General features: G+C 33.8%; 1 protein-coding gene. It reads left to right on the top strand.

The features are described 5' to 3' along the window. Nucleotides 1-391 precede the first annotated feature (391 nt). Nucleotides 392-1,684, top strand: coding sequence for an alanine racemase (gene alr, locus VXQ92_RS16755; protein ID WP_104080581.1), 1,293 nt, complete (start codon nt 392-394; stop codon nt 1,682-1,684). Nucleotides 1,685-1,735 lie beyond the last annotated feature (51 nt).

Genomic DNA, 1,735 nt, shown 5'->3' with positions numbered 1-1,735 from the left:
AATAAAATCAAATATACTTAAAAAATAAAAAAATCTTTTGCAATAATAAAGTTAATTATTTACCAAATGTTATATTCTAAAAAATTTTATTAAAAACACCCCCAACAAATAGATTAAAAAAATAACACTCAAAAAATTACAATAATTTTTCTTCTTGTTTTTTTATAAATGTATATTTAGATTTAATTAAGATTAATTGAAATCAGATTTGTATTTTTCAATTTAGTTTAAGCAAAATTAAACTTTACTTAATAGCGACTATAATATTTTAAGGAGAAAGTATTATTGCAACAAAATCATGTGAAATTTTAAATCAATTATATTTCAGTACTTAACCATAAAAATCCACCCAGCATTAAATTATATTCAGCCAGGAAAGATTAAAAAACTCATGAAACTTAAAACAAAATTTTCTCATCTCGCTTATAGCTGTGCATTAATATTATTCGGTTCGGTGCAATTTGCTCATGCAGCTCCCTTACTTACTCCCCATGTTACAAATGAAGTAAGTCCTGCTCCTACAGCCAATGCATGGATAGAAATTGATACTCAAGCTTTTGAAGATAATATTAAAAGGACAAATCAGTTACTTAATGGCAAAACACAACTTTGTATAGTCATGAAAGCTAACGCATACGGCCATAGTATTGACCTACTTATGCCAAGTGTTATGAAGTTAAATGTATCTTGTATTGGCATTACCAGTAATGCTGAAGCGGCTATGGTGCGTAAGCATGGCTATAAAGGCAAAATTACACGTTTACGTACAGCCACAGATAGTGAAATTATTAACGCACAGGCTTTAAATATTGAAGAGCTTTTAGGTAATTATGACCAAGCTGCTCGTATGTCTAAATGGGCAGAAGCGAACAATACAACTGTTCATTACAGCTTGGCTTTAAATTCGGGTGGTATGGATCGTAATGGTCTTGAAATGTCTACGGCTCTAGGCAAAGAACAAGCTGTGGCGATCACCAAACTCCCTCATCTTAAAATTGACGGCATTATGACCCACTATGCCGTAGAAGATGAAAAATTTGTTCGTGAGCGTCTGGCGCAATTTAATGAACAAACCGCATGGTTGATTAAAAAAGCCAAACTTAATCGTAAAGAATTAACATTACATACAGCTAATTCATTTGCTACCGTAAACGTTCCTGAATCACATTTAGATATGGTTCGTGCAGGCGCAATTATATATGGGGATTTTCCTAATCACCCTGAATTTAAAGGTATGATGGCATTTAAAACACAAATTGCCGCAGTGAATAATTACCTTAAAGATTCAACTGTAGGTTATGACCAAACTTATACTTTAAAACGTGACTCTAGACTCGCAAACCTCCCTGTAGGTTATTCGGATGGTTACCGTCGTAGTTTTAGTAATAAGGCTTTTGTATTAATAAATGGACAAAAAGCACCAGTGGTAGGTCGAGTATCAATGAATACTGTGATGGTTGATGTAACCGATATTCCAGAGGCCAAAGCAGGTGATGAAGTTGTATTATTTGGTCGTCAAGGCGATGCAGAAGTTAAAACGAGTGATTTAACCAGTCTTACAGGCCATATTTTGACAGAAGCCTATATCCCGTGGAGTAACTCTAATCCACAAGTGATTAAGCCCCTTCAATCTCAACAACAAGTGATATTAACCAATAATAAAGTTACGGCAACCGCTGAATAAACTTTAGGTGAATTGATAGGTAGCCCCTGTATTTTGAATAGTATTGGGGCT

This window comes from Acinetobacter sp. 228 (assembly GCF_048147885.1).
The sequence above is the reverse complement of the archived record's forward strand: the minus strand, read 5'-3'. Positions and strand labels throughout refer to the sequence as shown.